15 protein-coding genes are annotated in these 18216 nt (G+C 56.5%); 13 read left to right on the top strand and 2 right to left on the bottom strand.

What is annotated here, in order from left to right; genetic code table 11:
• Positions 1-22: 22 nt before the first annotated feature.
• From purF to H7850_RS06465, 9 genes are all read left to right on the top strand, one after another.
• Positions 23-1540: an amidophosphoribosyltransferase gene (gene purF / locus H7850_RS06505; protein ID WP_227368714.1), complete on the top strand. Its 1518-nt coding sequence runs from the start codon at positions 23-25 to the stop codon at positions 1538-1540.
• 73 nt (positions 1541-1613) lie between these two features.
• Positions 1614-2816 carry an O-succinylhomoserine sulfhydrylase gene (locus tag H7850_RS06500; protein WP_227368713.1) on the top strand — a complete coding sequence of 401 codons (1203 nt, stop codon included), beginning with the start codon at positions 1614-1616 and terminating at the stop codon, positions 2814-2816.
• Between the two features lie 92 nt (positions 2817-2908).
• Positions 2909-3595 (top strand): type 1 glutamine amidotransferase domain-containing protein, encoded by a 687-nt coding sequence (locus H7850_RS06495; RefSeq protein WP_227368712.1) that lies wholly within the window; start codon positions 2909-2911, stop codon positions 3593-3595.
• Between the two features lie 164 nt (positions 3596-3759).
• A complete protein-coding gene (locus tag H7850_RS06490; RefSeq protein ID WP_227368711.1) occupies positions 3760-4317 on the top strand; it encodes a cytochrome b in 558 nt (185 codons plus the stop codon).
• Positions 4318-4375: 58 nt separating this feature from the next.
• Entirely contained in the window at positions 4376-4957 is a 582-nt protein-coding gene (locus H7850_RS06485; protein WP_227368710.1) for a YceI family protein, read from the top strand.
• Between the two features lie 266 nt (positions 4958-5223).
• Positions 5224-6357, top strand: a complete 1134-nt coding sequence (locus H7850_RS06480) for an ABC transporter ATP-binding protein (RefSeq protein ID WP_227368709.1) — start codon at positions 5224-5226, stop codon at positions 6355-6357.
• Positions 6358-6465: 108 nt separating this feature from the next.
• Positions 6466-7566, top strand: a complete 1101-nt coding sequence (locus tag H7850_RS06475) for an extracellular solute-binding protein (RefSeq protein ID WP_227368708.1) — start codon at positions 6466-6468, stop codon at positions 7564-7566.
• 98 nt (positions 7567-7664) lie between these two features.
• Positions 7665-8918, top strand: coding sequence for an ABC transporter permease (locus H7850_RS06470; protein ID WP_227368707.1), 1254 nt, complete (start codon positions 7665-7667; stop codon positions 8916-8918).
• Between the two features lie 4 nt (positions 8919-8922).
• Complete coding sequence (locus tag H7850_RS06465; protein ID WP_227368706.1) at positions 8923-9774, top strand: ABC transporter permease; 852 nt, start codon at positions 8923-8925, stop codon at positions 9772-9774.
• 11 nt (positions 9775-9785) lie between these two features.
• Here the strand turns inward: H7850_RS06465 and H7850_RS06460 are convergent, their stop codons facing one another.
• Positions 9786-10907 carry an NAD(P)/FAD-dependent oxidoreductase gene (locus tag H7850_RS06460; protein ID WP_227368705.1) on the bottom strand — a complete coding sequence of 374 codons (1122 nt, stop codon included), beginning with the start codon at positions 10905-10907 and terminating at the stop codon, positions 9786-9788.
• Between the two features lie 150 nt (positions 10908-11057).
• Between H7850_RS06460 and dkgB the strand changes: the two genes are divergently transcribed.
• Complete coding sequence (gene dkgB, locus H7850_RS06455) at positions 11058-11873, top strand: 2,5-didehydrogluconate reductase DkgB (RefSeq protein ID WP_227368704.1); 816 nt, start codon at positions 11058-11060, stop codon at positions 11871-11873.
• A 254-nt stretch (positions 11874-12127) separates the two neighbouring features.
• Here the strand turns inward: dkgB and H7850_RS06450 are convergent, their stop codons facing one another.
• Positions 12128-12913, bottom strand: coding sequence for a 2OG-Fe dioxygenase family protein (locus H7850_RS06450; protein WP_227368703.1), 786 nt, complete (start codon positions 12911-12913; stop codon positions 12128-12130).
• Positions 12914-13399: 486 nt separating this feature from the next.
• On the opposite strand from H7850_RS06450, the gene H7850_RS06445 reads away from it, so the two are divergent.
• The 3 genes from H7850_RS06445 (at position 13400) to H7850_RS06435 (ending at position 18164) form a co-directional block, all read left to right on the top strand.
• Positions 13400-15214, top strand: a complete 1815-nt coding sequence (locus H7850_RS06445) for a putative bifunctional diguanylate cyclase/phosphodiesterase (RefSeq protein WP_227368702.1) — start codon at positions 13400-13402, stop codon at positions 15212-15214.
• Positions 15215-15446: 232 nt separating this feature from the next.
• Complete coding sequence (locus tag H7850_RS06440; RefSeq protein WP_227369162.1) at positions 15447-16721, top strand: MATE family efflux transporter; 1275 nt, start codon at positions 15447-15449, stop codon at positions 16719-16721.
• Positions 16722-16904: 183 nt separating this feature from the next.
• Positions 16905-18164: a D-amino acid dehydrogenase gene (locus tag H7850_RS06435; protein WP_227368701.1), complete on the top strand. Its 1260-nt coding sequence runs from the start codon at positions 16905-16907 to the stop codon at positions 18162-18164.
• The last annotated feature ends 52 nt before the right edge of the window (positions 18165-18216 follow it).

The following is an 18216-nucleotide window of genomic DNA, read 5'->3' as shown; positions in this document are numbered from 1 at the left end:
CATTGAAGTGAGGTAAGGCGACATGTGCGGTATCGTAGGCCTCATGGCCAACCGGCCGGTCAATCAGGCGCTCTATGACGCGCTCACGGTGCTTCAGCATCGCGGGCAGGACGCCGCAGGAATGATGACCTGGCACGAAGGGCGCTTTTTACTGCGCAAGAGCAACGGCTTGGTGCGGGACGTCTTTCATACCCGCCACATGGCTCGGCTCAAGGGCAATCTGGGCATCGGCCACGTGCGTTACCCTACTGCGGGCTCTTCGAGTGAAGCGGAATCCCAGCCGTTCTACGTCAACTCGCCCTATGGTTTGGCGCTTGCGCACAACGGTAATCTGACCAACTCCGATCAGTTGAAGCAGGAGCTCTATTCCACGGATCTGCGCCATATCAATACGAGTTCGGATTCCGAGGTGCTGCTCAATGTATTTGCCCACGAACTGGGCAAGCAGGGGCATCATCTCGAGCCAGAAGACGTATTCGATGCGGTGCGTCGGGTGCATCGCCGCTGTCGCGGAGGCTATGCGGCGGTTGCGATGATCAATGGCTTTGGCATGGTCGCCTTTCGCGACCCCCAGGGTATTCGCCCGGTAGTCTTCGGTACCTGCGAGACGGAAGACGGCCGCGATGTAATGATTGCATCGGAGTCGGTGGCGCTGGACGTGGGCGGCTTCGAGTTGACCCGGGATTTGGCCCCGGGAGAGGCAATCTTCGTCGATATGAACGGCGAGATACACACTCAAACCTGCGCCGAACGAACGGTGCTGGCACCGTGCATCTTTGAGTATGTCTATCTGGCGCGGCCGGACTCGATGCTCGATGGCGCCTACGTCTACGTCACTCGCATGGAGATGGGCCGCAGGCTTGGCGATCGCATTCTCAAGGAGTGGCCGGAGCATGATATCGATGTGGTGATTCCGATCCCGGATACATCTCGCACTTCGGCTCTTGAGCTGGCCCAGCATCTCGGCGTGACCTACCGCGAGGGCTTCGTCAAGAATCGCTATATCGGCCGCACCTTCATCATGCCGGGACAGACCCAGCGCAAGAAGTCCGTGCGCCAGAAGCTGAACGCCATCGACAGTGAGTTCGAAGGCAAGAATGTGTTGCTGGTGGATGACTCCATCGTGCGTGGCACGACCTGCAAGCAGATCATCCAGATGGCAAGGGAAGCAGGGGCCCGCAAGGTCTATTTTGCCTCTGCCGCGCCGCCGGTGCGTTATCCCAATGTATACGGTATCGACATGCCCGTGGCCGATGAGCTGATCGCTCATGACCGCAGTGAAGCGGAAGTCGGTGAGTTGATCGGGGCCGACCGCATCTTCTATCAGGATCTGGAAGATCTCAAGGCAGCCTGTCATAAGGTCAACCCTCAGCTCGAGCGCTTCGATTGTTCGGTATTCGATGGCGAGTACATCACCGGCGATATCGATGCAGCCTATCTGAAGGCGTTGGAAGCTGCCCGTGGCGATGCGGTCAAGCAGCAATCCGGCTCGGCGCACTCGGTCGTGGATCTGCACAATGATGTCGAGGATGACGGCTAGCTATCGTACTCAACACCGCCCTGCATGAGCCTTGATATAAGCAGGGCGGCTCAATTTCAACCGGGTGAAAACTATGCATCAGAATGGCGCTTTCGAGCACATTGACGCCTTGGCCTTCGACACCTTGGCGGTGCGCGCAGGGCAGCAGCGTACCAACGAACAAGAGCATGGCGACCCGATCTTTCCCACCTCGAGCTTCGTTTACGCCAGCGCCGCCGAGGCGGCGAGCAAGTTCGCCGGCGACGAGCCGGGCAACATCTACTCGCGTTTTACCAACCCTACCGTTCAAGCCTTCGAGCGTCGACTAGCGGCGCTGGAAGGTGGGGAGCGCTGTGTGGCCACCAGCTCCGGCATGGCGGCCATTCTCGCAACGGCCCTGGCACTGCTGGAAGCCGGCGACGAAATCGTCGCGTCGCGATCGCTATTCGGCTCGACGGTGAGCCTGTTCGACAAGTACCTGGGCAAGTTCGGTATCACCACGCGCTATGTAGAACTTGGCAATCTTGAGGAGTGGGCCGCGGCGCTGACGCCGAAAACCCGCCTGCTGTTTGCCGAGACGCCGTCCAACCCCATGTCCGAAGTGGTGGATATCGAACGCTTATCGAAACTGGCCAAGGAGCAGGGTGCCTGGCTCGCGATCGACAACTGTTTCCTGACCCCGGCGCTGCAGCGACCGCTTCAGCTGGGGGCGGATCTGGTCATTCACTCCGCGACCAAGTATCTCGACGGTCAGGGCCGAGCGATCGGCGGTGCCGTGGTAGGGCGCGACAAGGAGCTGGAAGAGGTGTTTGGTGTCGTGCGTACCTGCGGTCCTTGCTTAAGCCCGTTCAATGCCTGGATATTTCTCAAGGGACTCGAGACCCTTGGCCTGCGCATGAAGGCCCAGTCCGCGAACGCCCTGCAACTGGCGCAATGGTTGGAAGCGCATCCGGCGGTGGCCCAAGTCCATTACAGCGGCCTTGCAAGCCATCCTCAGCATGAGCTGGCAAGTCGCCAGCAGCAAGGCTTTGGGGCGGTATTGGGTGTCGAGATCATAGGCGGGCGCGAGTCTGCCTGGTCAGTGATCGATGCCACCCAATTAATGTCGATCACCGGCAACCTGGGGGATGTGAAGACCACCATTACCCATCCTGCTACCACCACCCATGGCCGTCTCAGCGACGAACAGAAAGCGGCGGCAGGAATTGGCGAAGGCTTGCTTCGTATCGCGGTGGGATTAGAGGACGCCGAGGATCTCAAAGCCGATATGGCGCGTGGTCTTGACCGCCTGACGTGACATCGCCGAGACCTTGAATCCATGCCGAATGGCCCCATCCAGCAAGGATGACGCGCGATGACAAGCATATCCAGACCAAGGAGATGGACTGCATGAAGATTCTGATGGTACTCACGTCTCACGATCAGATGGGCGACACGGGCCACAAGACGGGTTTCTGGCTGGAAGAGTTTGCCGCTCCCTACTATGTCTTCAAGGATGCCGGTGCCGAGATCACTCTGGCTTCGCCCAAGGGCGGCCAGCCGCCGGTAGACCCCAATTCGACCCAGGAAGATGCCCTGACCGAGCAGACCCGGCGTTTCGAGGCCGACGAGCAGGCCAAGGAGCAGTTGGCCAACACCCACAAGCTCGACGAGGTGAGGGCCGAGGATTTCGATGCCGTCTTCTATCCGGGAGGGCATGGGCCGCTGTGGGATCTGACCCATCATGCGCATTCTCAGCAACTGATCCATGACTTCCTGAGCGCTCACAAGCCCGTCGCTGCCGTCTGTCATGCGCCGGCAGTGCTGGTGCATGCCAAGGGTGAGGACGGGCAGTCGGTGGTCAAGGGCCGCCGGGTGACTGGTTTCACCAACGGCGAAGAGGAAGCCGTGGGATTGACGAAGGTGGTGCCACTGCTGGTGGAGGAGGCGCTCAAGCAGCAGGGCGGCCACTATGAGCGTGCCGAGGAGGATTTTGCCCCTTATCAGGTCCGCGATGGACTACTGATCACCGGGCAGAACCCTGCCTCGAGTGCACCCACCGCCGAACTGCTGTTGTCCACCTTGCGCGAGGGCTGATTGGCACCCACAGCATGTCGAAAGCTGCTTTCGAGTACTTCAAGGGTCCGCATCGGTGGGCCCTTGTTTTTCTGCATTGAACACCGTCATGCTGGCTGCGCTGGTGTCCAGTGAAGCGTTCGATAGAAGTTGTATTGAATATCGATTGAAAGAGGGCGGTATCCATGTGGTGTAACTCGATTCGAGGGTGGGGCCTGTTCAGTATCCTGATCCACTGGCTGAGTGCCATCGCGGTGATAGGACTGTTCGCGCTTGGCTGGTGGATGACGGATCTGACTTATTACGACGCCTGGTACAACCTGGCGCCTTGGTGGCATCGCTCTATGGGAATGCTGCTGCTGGGGGTTACCGCCCTGCGTGTTGTCTGGCGGTTGTTCCAGCCGACCCCCAAGGAAAAAGGGGCGCCTATGGAAAAGGTGGCGGCCAAGATTGGTCACTTGCTGATCTATGCGCTGTTGCTGGTCGTGCTGATCAGCGGTTATCTCATCTCTACCGCCAATGGCAGCGGTATCAGCGTATTCGATTGGTTCACCGCACCTGCTACGCTTTCGGGCTTGTCCAACCAGGCCAGTATCGCTGGCGAAGTCCACTGGTATAGCGCCTGGGCACTAATGATCATTTCTCTGGGCCATGCGCTGGCGGCATTCAAGCACCTAGTGATCGATCGCAACGATGTCATGCGCCGCATGATCGATCCCCGCGTGTCGCGTCGTTCGGCCTAATATCTTTTCTCGCTTGATATATTGTTGAGTAACGCTTGAAAACACTAAGGAGTTTGTGATGTTCAAGAAGACCATGATTGCCGCGCTGTCGGTATCGTCACTACTACCCCTGGCTCAAGCCCAGGCAGCCGACTACATCATCGACAAGGAAGGTCAGCACGCTTTTGTCCAATTCAAGATCAGCCACTTGGGCTTTTCCTACATTCTCGGGTCCTTCGAGGATTTTTCGGGTGATTTCAGCTATGACCCGGAAGATGTTGCTTCCTCGAGTGTCAATGTGGATGTCAATGTCTCCAGTCTCAACAGCAATCACGCCGAGCGGGACAAGCATATCCTGAGCGAGGATTTTCTGAATGCCTCCGAGTATCCTACCGCGACCTTCGAGTCCACTGGGTTCGAGTCCACCGGCGAGGGTGAGGGCACACTGACCGGCGAGTTGACTCTGCACGGCGTTACCAACGAGATCACCATGGACGTGACTCATATCGGTGGGGGTGAAGACCCCTGGGGCGGCTATCGCGATGGTTTCGAAGGAACGACTAATCTGGCATTGGCCGACTACGATATTGATATGAGTAAATTCCCGCCGGTGATGCAAGAGTTCGAGTTGTACGTGGTTTTCGAGGGCATTCGCCAATAGGCGAGCACTAACGCTCTGCATTATCTGTCTTAAAAGACGCCGCATCGGCGTCTTTTTTTATGAGATGTTCAAACTGGATTCGGGGTGTGTTCATCCAAGGCGCCATACCCAAAGTATCCTGATGAATCAGCCCCTGGGTTCAACGCTTATTATCCTCAAGGAGGATTGTGGCCGGGGCTGAGTCGAATTATGGTCGAGTCAATGGCGTTGCCAGCCAAAGCGTTGTACGACGTGGACACAATAATAACCGTACGCCAGGAGCTTATATGACGCAGTCCCTTCAAGTAGAGCCGTTGGTAGACGAGGCGCAGGTCGTCGACGCCAGTTTTGCGCGCTTCATCAATGTCCAGAAGAGTTACGACGGTGTCGAGCTGGTCGTAAAGGATTTCAATCTCGATATCCAGAAAGGGCAGTTCGTGACCCTCCTGGGTCCTTCCGGGTCTGGAAAGACCACTTGTCTGATGATGATGGCAGGCTTCGAGACACCTACTCACGGTGACATTCTGCTCAAGGGCGAGCCGATCAATGATCTGCCGCCACATAAGCGCGGTATTGGCATGGTGTTCCAGAACTATGCCTTGTTCCCCCATATGACCGTGGCCGAAAATCTAGCCTTTCCCCTCGAAGTGCGTCATCTGAGCAAGGATGACATCAAGCAGAAAGTGCAGCGCGCCCTGGCAATGGTCCGGCTCGAAGAGTTTGGTGATCGCCGTCCGGCCCAGCTCTCCGGTGGTCAACAGCAGCGCGTAGCTCTGGCGCGAGCCCTGGTCTTCGAGCCCGAACTGGTATTGATGGATGAGCCTCTAGGGGCACTGGACAAGAACCTGCGCGAAGAGATGCAGTACGAGATCAAGCGCATTCACGCCACTCTGGGAGTGACCATGATCTACGTCACCCACGACCAGACCGAGGCGCTGACCATGTCGGATCGTATCGCGGTGTTCAACGATGGCGTGGTACAGCAACTTGCCACTCCTGAAACCCTCTATGAAGAGCCGGAGAACGCCTTCGTGGCCTACTTCATCGGCGAGAACAATCGCTTGTGTGGGGATATTGTCGATTATCAAGGCGATACCTGTCAGGTACGCCTGGACAGCGGCGATACGGTGATCGCCAAGCCTGTGGCGGTGCATGAGGTAGGTGCGCGAACCACGCTTTCGCTACGCCCCGAACGGGTTAGCATCGTGGTAAACGACGACACTTCTTTCGAGAACTGCTTTGCGGCCCAGGTACAAGAAATGATCTATCTCGGCGACCATTTGCGCACCCGACTCTCGGTGTGCGGTAACGATGAATTCATCCTTAAGACACCTAATGCAGAGGGGCATGTCAGTCTGCGGCCAGGGCAGATGATCAAGGTGGCTTGGTCGAGTAGCGATTGTCGGGCGCTAGATGCCTGAAAAACAGGAGGTTTATATTAAGGGCGTAGCCGAGTGGGCCGTGATGCTACGCTTTTCATTCAACATGGGCAAAAAACGCGTATCACAATAACAATCGGAGAAAGTTTTATGAAAAAGCCAATGATGAAGGGCGCCACGATCGTCGCAATGGGGCTGTCGACCCTGGCAATTGCAGTCGCGGCGCAAGCTGAACAGACGCTCAACATCGTCTCATGGGGCGGCGCCTACAGCATGAGCCAGCAGAAGGCCTATCATGAGCCTTGGATGGAAAAAACCGGCAACGAGATCGTCAATATCGATCGCAGCGGCAATGCTCTGGCCGGACTTCGCGCTCAGAACCAAGCCGGTAACGTGACTTGGGATCTAGTCGATATGCTGCCGGCGGATGCCTTGGTCGCCTGTGCCGAGGGCTTGATCGAACCGCTGGATCATGACCAGTTGCTGGCCGAGGCGCCGGATGGCACACCGCCCACGGAGGACTTTATCGATGACTCACTGACCGAATGCTTTGTGCCGTCGATCGTCTATTCCAACATCGTCGCCTTCAATACCGAGATGTTCCCCAAAGACAAGCAGCCTAGCACCATCGCCGATGTGTTCGATCTGGAGAATTATCCCGGCAAGCGCACCCTATTGCGCAAGCCCATCAACAATTTGGAATGGGCGTTGGTCGCCGATGGTGTAGCCCCGGAAGAAGTCTATGACGTGCTGGAAACCGAAGAGGGCGTTCAGCGTGCTTTTGCCAAGCTCGATACCATAAAAGATCAGGTAATCTGGTGGGAAGAGGGCGCCCAGCCGCCGCAACTCCTGGCGGATGAGGAAGTCGCCTTCGGTTCCGCCTACAACGGACGGATCTTCAATGCCATGGTTACCGAGGACCAACCTTTCGAGATCATCTGGGACGCCCAGGTGTTCGAACTGGATGGCTGGGTCGTGCCCACCGGCAAGCTCGACAAGGTCAAGGACTATCTCTACTTTGCCACGGATACCCAGCGTCTTGCGGATCAAGCCAAATACATCTCCTATGGACCGGCGCGCAAGTCCTCATCGGACATGGTCTCGACCCATGCCGAGACCGGCATCGAGATGAAGCCGCATATGCCGACTTTCCCGGCTAATTTTGAGACCGCTATTCCCAAGGATGATGAGTTCTGGGCGGACAACAATGATGAACTGACTCAGCGCTTCAATGCCTGGTTGTCGCAATAGGTTGACGCGCCAAGTCCGTTGTCCCACCCGATCAGCCTTCGGGTGGGACACTCCTCGCGAGTTATCTTGTGATAGGCCATCCAGATGATGAGGCAGGTATGCCCGATTCCTCTACTACCCCATTGACCACCGCCGACGGCGTACCGCTGAAAGTTAGCCTACGCCGGGCCGTGCGTCGCTCGAAACTCAAGGCAGTGCTGCTGGTATCACCGCTGTTGCTCTTTTTGGGAGTCGCCTTTGTCATGCCGATCTTTGACATGCTCTGGCGCAGCGTGGACAACCCGGAAGTATCGGCGACGTTGCCCCGTACCGTCTCCGCTCTTGAAGAGTGGAATGGAGAGGTGATACCGAATGAACCGGTGTTTGCTGCCTTGGTGGAAGATCTTCAAGTAGGTCAAAAGGAACGTAATCTGGGTCTGTTGTCGAGCCGATTGAACTATGAAAAATCCGGCATGCGCTCGGCTATCTCACGCACGGCGCGTCGTTTGCGTACGCTTGAACCGCCATATCGCGAAGCGCTGATCGAGATCAATGACATCTGGGGTGAGCTTGACACCTGGCGGCTGATTCAGCGTGAGTCATCCCCCTACACCTTGTCCTATTATCTCGCCGCTATGGATCGCCAATACTCACCGCAAGGCGAGATCGTCAAGGTACCGGATTATCTGCAGGTCCATGCGACACTGTTCTGGCGCACCTTCTGGATGAGCGCGGTGATCACCCTGGCGACTCTGATGCTGGGGTATCCGATTGCCTTTCTACTGGCCAATCTGCCGCTGCGAAAGTCGAACCTGTTGATGATTCTGGTGTTGCTGCCGTTCTGGACGTCGCTATTGGTGCGCACCACCACCTGGATTGCCATTCTTCAATCGCAAGGGGTGCTCAACGATGTGATGGTGGCCCTCGGTGTGATTGCCGACGAGGCGCGCTGGCAGCTGATACACAACAAGACCGGTACCATCATTGCCATGACGCACATCCTGCTACCGTTCATGATTTTGCCGCTGTATTCGGTAATGAAGACCATTCCTCCTAGCTACATGCATGCGGCCCGCTCCCTGGGGGGCAAACCCTTTCTTTCCTTCCGGCGGGTCTATTTTCCGTTGACTATCCCGGGGATCGCTGCCGGGGGTATTCTCGTGTTCATCCTGTCGATCGGCTACTACATCACGCCGGCATTGGTGGGCGGCCAGTCCGGGCGCTTTATCACCAATTACATTGCTTACCACATGCAGACCTCCCTCAACTGGGGATTGGCGGCGGCGATCGCCTCGATTCTGCTGCTCGTGGTGGTGGTGTTCTACTGGATATTCAATCGCCTGATCGGCGTCGACAAGGTCAAACTGGGGTAATGTGATGGCGCTTCCTTCTTATGCCACGACCGGCGAGCGAGTCTGGCACTACGTCTTTTTGATGTTGTGCGGATTGATCTTCCTGTTCCTGATCGGACCCTTGCTGATCATCATTCCGCTGTCCTTCAACGCCGAGCCTTATTTCACCTTCAGTGAGGCGATGCTGTCCTTCGACCCGGCAGGTTATTCCCTGCGCTGGTACGAGGATTTCTTCACTTCGAGCAAGTGGCTCAATGCCATCAAGAATAGCTTCATCGTGGGGATCGCCTCGACGTTGCTGGCAACGGTACTCGGCACCATCGCCGCACTGGGGCTGTCGAGTCGCTACATGCCGGCCCGGGGCGCGATCATGGCCCTGTTGATCTCGCCGATGATCGTGCCGTTGATCATTTCGGCAGCGGCGATGTTCTTCTTCTTCTCCAAGATCAACCTGGCGCAAACCTATCTCGGTGTGATCCTCGCCCATACCGTGCTGGGCATTCCTTTTGTCGTGATTACCGTGACGGCGACGCTTTCGAGCTTCGACACTACCCTCATCCGCGCCGCTCACAGCCTGGGAGCGAACCCGACGCGCACCTTCTTCAAGGTGGTGCTGCCGCTGGTCACACCTGGCGTGGTTTCCGGGGCGCTATTTGCTTTCATCACCTCGTTTGATGAGGTGGTGGTGGTGCTGTTCATTGCCGGGCCTGAGCAGCGCACCATGCCGATTCAGATGTGGTCGGGCATTCGCGAACAGATCAGCCCTACCATTCTGGCAGTAGCAACCCTGCTGGTGGTGCTATCGATGCTGCTGCTGACTACGCTGGAACTACTCAGACGCAGGGGAGAGCGGCTGCGGGGGCTGACGCCGGGCTAGAGTGCACCGATTCACGCGCGATACTGTTGCATGAAGTCATGATCGAGCCGCCGCTTGGCCTTCATCGCCAGACGTCCCGCCCACCAAAAGCGGCCCCATAATGCCATGCCGCGGCCATCGCCGAGATTGAGTATCGATAGATAGCGGTGCTGGGGCTGAAACGCCTCAAACGGCGTATTGCGCAAGTGTGCGACAAGATTGTGCAGCAGGAACGGCGCCTGGCGCACGCCGAAGATCCCGAGCTTGGGGTAGGGGGAATCTTTCAGCCAGGCGCAGTCGCCCACTGCAAAGATGCGATCGTCATAGAGAGTATGAAGCGCCGAGGTGATCGCAAGACCATGATGCGGATGATGTTCAAGATCCAGCTCGCCGATCAGCAATGGCGCCACGAGCCCTGTCGCCATGATGAGATGATCCGCGGGCAGTTGCATGCCATCGTCCAAGGTCAGTTGGCCATTGTCGTAGGAGACGGCGCTCGCGGACATCTCTATTCTCAATCCTCGCCGACGAAGCCGTCGAGCCAGCCATACACTGGCGCTGCGCGGTGCATGTTCGAGGAGGCGTTTGCTGGCGCTTATCAGGCTGATATCGAACTTTCTGCCATAACGCTCGCTAAGTGCCAGGAGATTGGCAGCGAGCTCGGCGCCGGTAGGGCCGCCGCCAATGACCGCCAGTCGGGGCAAGGGGGCGGGATCGGCCAGGGCCGATTCCAGCAGTTCCCGTAATCGCAGGAGTCCTTCAATGGGCTTGGCAGGCCAGATTCCTTTGGCGTCTTCGATGCCGCTGATCGAAGGGACGTCGACACGGCTACCCAGGTTAAGCGAGAGCAGGTCATAAGAGAGCGGAGCGCCTTTGGCCAGATGGAGCAACCGCTGCTCCCGATCGATGGCAACGACGCGATCCGCGATAAAGCGGCCGCCGGCATGTTCGATCAAAGTCGCCGGCTCCAGACTGTCATCGTTACCGCTGTATTCACCGCCCAGCATACCGCTGGCCATACCCGAGTACCAGAAGTTGCCGGGGGAGAGCAGCGTGACCCGGGCGCCGGCATCGATAAGCTGTGTGGCATTGGCGGCGACGTGTAGATGGGCATGTCCTGCGCCCACCAGTACGATATGCGTGGTCTCGGTCATCGGAATGCGTGTTTGAGCGTGGGCGTTCAGTCTAGCATGGGTATGCCTGGCTGAAGTGCAATGGGCTTGAAACACTGCCCTTCATCCCCATCTTCTAGTCAGCGTTAAGGATTATTGCTGCAAACCGCATGCACGAAAGGAGTCTCTAAAATGGCGCATACCAATATCCTACCCGTAATTGGCCTAGGCACATTCCGCCTCAAGGAGCAGGACGTGATTGATTCCGTCACATCTGCACTGGAGCTGGGCTATCGCCACATCGACACCGCGCAGATGTACGAAAACGAGGAAGCCGTCGGCAAAGCCATCAAGCAGAGCGGCGTACCCAGGGACGACATATTCCTGACGACAAAAATATGGTGGGATCGTTTCGAACACGACGATCTCATTGCAAGCCTGGAAGAGAGCTGCCGTAAGTTGGGGGTGGATCAGGTCGATCTGACACTGCTGCACTGGCCGTCGCCGAATGATGAAGTGCCCATGTCCGAGTATCTTGGCGCCTTGAGCGAGGCACGAGAAAAGGGACTGACCAAGCGCATTGGTGTGTCCAACTTTACCATTGCCCAGATCAACGAGGCGCTATCCATGCCTGGTGGGGAGCATATCGTCACCAACCAGATCGAAGTGCATCCGTTTCTCGCCAACCGTAAGCTGGTCGAGCATTGCCAATCCAAAGGGCTGCAGGTCACTGCCTACATGCCTCTGGCGGTAGGTAAGGTGATGGATGAGCCCGTGCTCAAAGAGATTGCCGAGAACCACGATGCTTCAGCGGCCCAGGTCGCGCTAGCTTGGGTCGCACAGCGTGACATCGTGGTAATTCCCTCTTCGACCAAGCCCGAGCACCAGAAAGCCAATCTTGAAGCGCTCGATATCACACTCTCGCCAGACGAGATGGCGCAGATCGATAAACTCGATGCCGGGGATCGCATCGCCAATCCGGATTTTGCCCCTAAGTGGGATGAGTGAATGTCACTCGGCATCGATGACCGTTAGGCTTTGTCTGAGAAGTTGACGAGCGATGGCCAGACAAGGCAAAAATCGACGAAAAGACGGAGTTTACGTGGTGTAAATGAGTACTTTGAGTCGATTTTTAACGCTGTATGGTCGAGCGCAGGCACTTTTCAGACATGGCCTAGCAAGAATAGAGCCCGGCGTTCGGTAGCGGTAGGCTCTTTCTTGTTTGCTTTTTTTATCGGTGGCGTCTCATGTACTGAGCGCCACTAGAATACGTCGTTGAGGACGGCCTCGGGGAAATGACGCCGCAGCATTCGATTCTGGAAACCATCGACGAAGCGGCTGTTGATGATGAGGATGAAGCGTTCGAAGGGTTGCGTGGGATCGGTTTGGGTCATTGCAGCGGCGCTGTGAAACAGCTTGTCGTCGTGAATATGCAGGATGTCGCCGGGAGCGAGCTGAATGTCTGCCAAGCAATTTTTTCCCGCCTTGTCGGCGTAGAGATGGTTGGTGGCCCCGGTAACGTTCTCCCGTTTGATAACGAGTACGCTGAGAAATTTGCAGCCGTCGGCATGAATGCCCTGCCCCTGGAGCGGGTCCAGATGGCCGGTGCCCTTGACGCCGTTTAACTGAACCAGAATAGGCTCGTGGGCTCCGATGCCCCATAGATCCGCCCAGCCGCGTACAAAAGACTTGAAATCCTCACGCGCCGTAAATGCCGTCTCCAGTGACGGGTAGTAGCGTAATTTATCGGCCATGCTCTCCGCATCGTTGAACATGCCACCCTGAGCCATGGGGCACTCTCCCATGCACTCGACGTCGCCATTCTCCAGTAAATGCACCCAAGACATGCGCTTCCAACGCGAATTTACGTAGGGGTCGCGAGGCAGTGTACTCAGAAACTCACTCCATTCGGCGATATTTAGCCGATCATCTACCTGGGTTGCACTCCAATGTTGCTCTTCGGTTTCCCGGTGCACGGAGGGGGCCCAATAGCTCTCAACATCTGCGTCAGTAATATTCTCAGTGAGCGCTGGGGTATCCGATGACATTCGTCTCTCCTGATAGCGTGATTTGCAGGGCAAATTACAAATTGATTTTGTGTAACGAAGTGTACATAAAAGGTAATTTAACGGGAAACCACTTTGATTTCTTCATTGAAAGCATTTTTTTGAGATATATGAGGATGTTGCGATTATCTGGCTGGTCGTTTTTTTGGCTTTTAGCATCACTGAGTTAATTCTTTTGGCTGTTGCGAAAGTGATAAATGCTCATAAAGAGACTATTCAAAGAGGCGTTTGAAAGATTTTCGATGTGTCAAACGCTGCTCATTCCTTCTTCATAGGCTTTAATCCCAAGAATAGAGCCGCTTCAAGGCGGCTTTTAAGGCATATGCAATTGTTAAAAATACGTAATATTGTGTTGCAAAACATGCCGGGTGAGTCATATATATGTTCAATAACGGTACTACGCGATATTTGCCCTGGCTTCCATTCGCACTTGGAACAATCGCCTTTATTCTGGCGTTCTTCCTGGTCTTGAGTCTTCCTTTGTTCGTGCCGAGCCTCCTTGCTGCCATCGCACTGGCGACGCTGGTGGCCTTGGGTTACCGGTTATACCGCAACGAGTTGATAGTTCTCAGCGCCGACGTTCAGCGGGTACAGCATCGTCACCATGAGAGTGAACAGCGCTTTCGTAACCTATTGGAAAGCTTGCCCAAGGTAGCTGTGCAGGGCTATGACAAGGACCGCCGGGTCATCTACTGGAACGAGGCCAGTTGTGGACTGTATGGTTATACCCGGGACGAGGCGACAGGGCGTCGGCTCGAGGATTTGCTGATTCCAGCGGCAATGCGAGAGAAGGTCATCGAGGCGCACTGGGCGTGGATAAAAGAGGGAGTGGAGATCCCGGCCAGCGAATTGGAGTTGAGACGCAAGTCGGGCTCACCGGTGTCGGTCTTTTCACACCACGTCATGCTCGGCGAGCATACTCGCGAGCCACTGATGTTCTGCATCGACGTCGATCTGTCGCACCAGAAGCAGACGCAGCGTGAACTCGATTACGTAACCCGTTTCGATGCTTTGACCCGCCTACCCAATCGCCAGACCTTCGAGACCGAACTCGCCCAGTGCCTTGATAAAAGTCGGCGCCGCGATGCCCCCCTGGCGGTGGTGTTCATCAACATTGATCGCTTCTCCGAAATCAACGATGCTCATGGTCATGACAGAGCCGATGAATTGCTGGTGATGGTGGCTCGGCGTCTGCGTCATCATCTGCGTAATACCGATCTATTATCCCGCTTCGGCGGCGATGACTTCGTTATCGCCTTGCCATGTCTGCAAGTGGATAGCGATGCGATCGAGCTGATGGAAAGGATTCATTCGGTTTTCGGCCAACCCTACATGCTTGCCGGCCATGAACTGCATGTCACCGCCAGTGCCGGGGTCAGTCTCTGCCCCGTCAACGGGAGTACCGCCAGCGAGCTGATCCGTAATGCGGATATGGCAAAGAATCGAGCCAAGCAGGCCGGAGGCAATAATTATTGCTTCTTCAATGAGCAGTTCCATAGGGATGTGGTGCGTCGGTATGAATTGACCGAACGCCTGCGTGATGCGCTACGCAAGGAAGAGCTCTCGCTTCACTATCAGCCCCAGGTGGCGGCTAAGAGTGGTAGAATCGAGAGTTTCGAAGCGTTGCTGAGATGGTTCCCCAAAGAGGGTGGCGCCGTTTCTCCCGCCGAGCTCATCGAGGTCGCCGAACATTCTGACCTGATCCATGAAGTGGGGGATTGGGTCATGCTCGAGGCATGTCGTCAGCAGGCGTTATGGAAGACGAAAGGCCTGGGGGACCGCCGCATCGATATCAATCTCTCTGGCAAGCAGTTCGTCCAGGACAGCGTATTTCAGCGCCTCGAGGCCCTTATGGCCGAGTATGATCTAACCCCGCGGGACATCGGCGTCGAGCTGACCGAGAATGTATTGATTCAGGCCAGTGAGCAGGCGTTGGCAGGGCTATGGCGTCTGTACCACCTGGGTATGAAGATAGCCATCGACGATTTTGGTACCGGCTATTCTTCGCTGAGTTATCTAAAAAGCTTTCCCATCACCTCTATCAAGATTGATCGCTCTTTTATCTGCGATGCCCCGACCGAACCCCAGGATCGGGCGATCATGGAGGCAACGGTGTTCATTGGCCACCGTCTTGGCCTGGAAGTCGTCGCCGAAGGTGTGGAAAATGAGGCTCAGCTCGAATTGGTGCGCGATGCGGGCTGCGACCTGGTGCAAGGCTATTACTTCTTCAAGCCGATGAGCAGTGAGGCTGCAGATAACCTGCTTGCGGCGCAGACTTTGTAAGCGAGCAGTTCATCAATTGATGAACCCTGTGGCCGCCGCTCTCACTTTATAATCCAGCAGCCCCTCTACCAATCGTCTAACATCCTGCCTCCGAGCCATCTGGGCGGCTCGGAGGCAGCGGCGTTGCATAGGATGCGACAGCCTAGCGCTCGAAGTCACTTCCCTATCCGGAGCACTCGTGAGTCAGTCTTCAGTATCACTCAGGCATCGGCTTTGGCAGCAAACCTGGCCCATGGCGCTTGGCGCCCTTTCACTTCTGGGATTTCAGCTGGTCGACAGCGCCTTCGTTGCGCGACTGGGAACCGCTCCCTTGGCGGCACAGTCCTTCACCTTCCCGCTTTCCTTTTTGATCATCGGTGTTCAAGTGGGGCTGGGTATCGCGATTGCCGCTCTTGTATCCCGAGCGCTGGGCGCAGGGGAGGTGCCTCGCGCAAGACGATTGAGCAGTCTGGTGCTGCTGGGTGGCAGCCTGATCGTCGGCGTACTTTGTCTGCTATTGGGCGCTTTGCAAACGCCACTGTTTCGCCTTCTTGGCGCGGATGAAGCGCTGCTACCGCTAATCCGCGATTACTGGGCGCCCCAGCTGCTGGCTGCCTGGGTTGGCGCCTTGCTCTATTTTGGCTATAGCCTGTTTCGCTCCCGAGGCGAGATGCGTCTGCCCGGCAATATGATGGTGATGACCAGCCTTATCAATCTGGCGCTCGATCCGCTGCTGATCTTCGGTATTGGGGATTGGCAAGGGCTAGGGCTGCCCGGTGCTGCCTGGGCCACGACCATCGCGTTCAGCTCCGGATTGCTGGTAATCGCCCTGCGATTGAAACATACCGACTGGCTCACGAATCAAGGATTGGTGCAGGAAGCACGCTATTCCTCACGGCCGTTCCTGGGCATTGCCGGGCCTGCCATGATCGGCCAACTCATGCCGCCATTGGCGGCAATGCTAGCAACGGCGATTGTTGCTTCCCTGGGCGAGACCGCAGTGGCGGCCTGGGGGCTGGTGAGCCGCTTGGAAACGGTATCGCTGATGGTCGTGCTGGCCCTGACCATGTCCTTGCCCCCCTGGTTGGGGCGTTGCTATGGCGCTGGCGACTGGCAGCAGATACGGCGTCTGATGTGGCTGGCGCTGCGTGTCGTTCTGATCTGGCAACTTGGGTTGGGGCTGGTGATGGCGCTGCTATCGCCCTGGGTAGCAGAGCTGTTGGCGGGCAACCCTGAAATTCGCGAAGAGCTGACTCTGTTGATACGGGGGCTGCTGCCCAGTTACGCCCTGCTGGGAGTATGCATGGTCGTGGTGTCCGCCTCGAACGCGCTGGGGTGGCCGCTACGTTCCATGCTGATGTCCGGGGTGCGATTGTTCGTGTGTTATCTGCCTTGTCTGTGGCTTGGGGCACAGTGGGCGGGCATTCTCGGTGTAGCGATAGGGGCAGCGCTGGGTAATGTCCTGGCAGGCGCGCTGGCTTTTGCGCTGTATCGGCGCTCGATCGGAATTAGAGGCAAGACAGTTTAAAACACCTGATAACCTTGCCTTTGTAGAATAAATAAAAGGTAAAGCATTTTAATACAGCATTTAAATGAAGTTTATAGCGCTAAAAGAGTGCTATTTCCTCCGAACTGTTTCCTATACTTCCCCTCTTGCTGGCGAGCGCTGCTGGCGGAATGACAATGCACAAAAATTTGCCTGGGGGCAGTGATGAACGTATTAATACTCGGCTGTGGCGTCGTGGGTGTGACCAGTGCTTACTATCTGGGGCGGCAAGGGCATACGGTTACCGTTCTGGATCGTCAGCCTTCGCCGGCCATGGAAACCAGCTATGGCAATGCCGGTCAGGTTTCATTCGGATTTTCCTCGCCCTGGGCGGCACCGGGCATTCCGCAAAAAGCGCTCAAGTGGATGTTTCAAGAGCATGCGCCGCTCAAGATTCAGCCACGCATGGATTCGGCCAAGGCGCGTTTCATGGTGCAAATGCTCGAGAATTGCACTAGCGGGCGCTATGCGATCAACAAGGAACGTATGGTGCGCATTGCCGAATACAGTCGCACTTGCATCAATGAGTTGCGCGATGACACGGGCATTCGTTATGAAGATCGTCAGCGTGGGCTTTTACAGCTGTTTCGCTATGAAAGCCAGGTCGATGCCGTGGCCAAGGACATGCAAGTGCTCGAGCAGTGCGGTGTTCGCCACAAGCTTCTCGATGCCTCTGAAATAGTCAACGTCGAGCCTGCGTTGGCGCGGGTGCCAGGAAAGTTCGTCGGCGGCCTTCATCTTCCGGACGATCAGACCGGCGATTGTCACCTGTTTACCAACCGCCTCGCGGATTATTGCCGCGATCATCTGAATGTGACCTTTCGCTTCGATATCGACATCCAACGTATCAAGCGCCAGGGCGATCGTATCGAAGGCGTCGTGACCTCCGCAGGAGAGTTCAATGCGGATAGTTACGTGGTGTGCCTGGGCAGCTATTCGCCTTTCCTGGTCAAGGACCTGGATATTCGCCTGCCCATCTACCCGGTGAAGGGCTACAGTTTGACCGTGCCGGTAACCGATGATGGCGGTGCGCCCCAGTCCACGGTGATGGATGAAACCTACAAGGTCGCCATTTCTCGCTTCGATGACCGTATTCGCGTAGGCGGCACCGCGGAGTTGGCCTCCTATGATCTGAACCTGCTCGAGAAGCGGCGTGCCACGATCGCCATGGTGATCGGTGATGTGTTCCCTGAAGGGGGCAATATTGCAGAGGCCGAATTCTGGACGGGCTTGCGCCCCATGACGCCGGACTCGACACCGATTGTCGGTGGCACCAAATATACCAATTTGTGGCTCAATACCGGCCATGGCACCCTGGGGTGGACCATGAGCTGTGGCAGTGGTCATCTGCTCGCCGACCTGATGAGCGATCTCCAACCGGCCATTGACCCTAAAGGGCTAGATATGAGCCGCTACGTAGCCTGATGCTCAAAAGAGGTTGAAATGCCTGGATGCCGCTGATAAAGCGGCATTTTTT

The organism is Halomonas sp. M20 (assembly GCF_020622265.1).
Classification (GTDB): Bacteria; Pseudomonadota; Gammaproteobacteria; order Pseudomonadales; family Halomonadaceae; genus Modicisalibacter.
The sequence above is the reverse complement of the archived record's forward strand: the minus strand, read 5'-3'. Positions and strand labels throughout refer to the sequence as shown.

Coding starts and splice junctions, on each gene's coding strand:
- purF (WP_227368714.1), top strand. CDS start 23: ATGTGCGGTATCGTAGGCCTCATGGCCAACCGGCCGGTCAATCAGGCG.
- H7850_RS06500 (WP_227368713.1), top strand. CDS start 1,614: ATGCATCAGAATGGCGCTTTCGAGCACATTGACGCCTTGGCCTTCGAC.
- H7850_RS06495 (WP_227368712.1), top strand. CDS start 2,909: ATGAAGATTCTGATGGTACTCACGTCTCACGATCAGATGGGCGACACG.
- H7850_RS06490 (WP_227368711.1), top strand. CDS start 3,760: ATGTGGTGTAACTCGATTCGAGGGTGGGGCCTGTTCAGTATCCTGATC.
- H7850_RS06485 (WP_227368710.1), top strand. CDS start 4,376: ATGTTCAAGAAGACCATGATTGCCGCGCTGTCGGTATCGTCACTACTA.
- H7850_RS06480 (WP_227368709.1), top strand. CDS start 5,224: ATGACGCAGTCCCTTCAAGTAGAGCCGTTGGTAGACGAGGCGCAGGTC.
- H7850_RS06475 (WP_227368708.1), top strand. CDS start 6,466: ATGAAAAAGCCAATGATGAAGGGCGCCACGATCGTCGCAATGGGGCTG.
- H7850_RS06470 (WP_227368707.1), top strand. CDS start 7,665: ATGCCCGATTCCTCTACTACCCCATTGACCACCGCCGACGGCGTACCG.
- H7850_RS06465 (WP_227368706.1), top strand. CDS start 8,923: ATGGCGCTTCCTTCTTATGCCACGACCGGCGAGCGAGTCTGGCACTAC.
- H7850_RS06460 (WP_227368705.1), bottom strand. CDS start 10,907: ATGACCGAGACCACGCATATCGTACTGGTGGGCGCAGGACATGCCCAT.
- dkgB (WP_227368704.1), top strand. CDS start 11,058: ATGGCGCATACCAATATCCTACCCGTAATTGGCCTAGGCACATTCCGC.
- H7850_RS06450 (WP_227368703.1), bottom strand. CDS start 12,913: ATGTCATCGGATACCCCAGCGCTCACTGAGAATATTACTGACGCAGAT.
- H7850_RS06440 (WP_227369162.1), top strand. CDS start 15,447: ATGGCGCTTGGCGCCCTTTCACTTCTGGGATTTCAGCTGGTCGACAGC.
- H7850_RS06435 (WP_227368701.1), top strand. CDS start 16,905: ATGAACGTATTAATACTCGGCTGTGGCGTCGTGGGTGTGACCAGTGCT.